The 338-nt window shown below is 51.8% G+C and carries 1 pseudogene; it reads left to right on the top strand.

The window, feature by feature from the left end:
• A pseudogene (locus FDX22_RS00450) lies at positions 1–338 on the top strand (pyridoxal-phosphate dependent enzyme); the annotation flags it as partial.

Raw genomic sequence — 338 nt, 5'->3', positions numbered from 1 at the left:
TATCGAATCTGAGCTGGCCGCAATCCCGGCTATGCAAAAGCGGTTGGAAAAAGAGTTCGGGCAGCCTATCCACGGCGAAATCCTGCTGAAGAAAGACAGTCACTTGCCAATTTCAGGCTCGATTAAAGCCCGTGGCGGCATTTATGAAGTCCTGACCCACGCTGAAAAACTGGCGTTGAAAGCGGGTCTGCTAACGACAAATGATGATTACAGCATTCTGCTTTCGCCGGAATTCAAACAGTTCTTCAGCCAGTACAGTATCGCAGTCGGTTCCACCGGCAACCTCGGCATGTCAATTGGCATCATGAGCGCCCGCATCGGCTTCAACGTTACGGTCC

The organism is Citrobacter sp. TBCS-14 (genome assembly GCF_005280805.1).
Lineage (GTDB): Bacteria > Pseudomonadota > Gammaproteobacteria > Enterobacterales > Enterobacteriaceae > Citrobacter > Citrobacter gillenii.
Note: the sequence above shows the minus strand (reverse complement) of the source record. Positions and strands in the feature narration are given on the sequence as shown.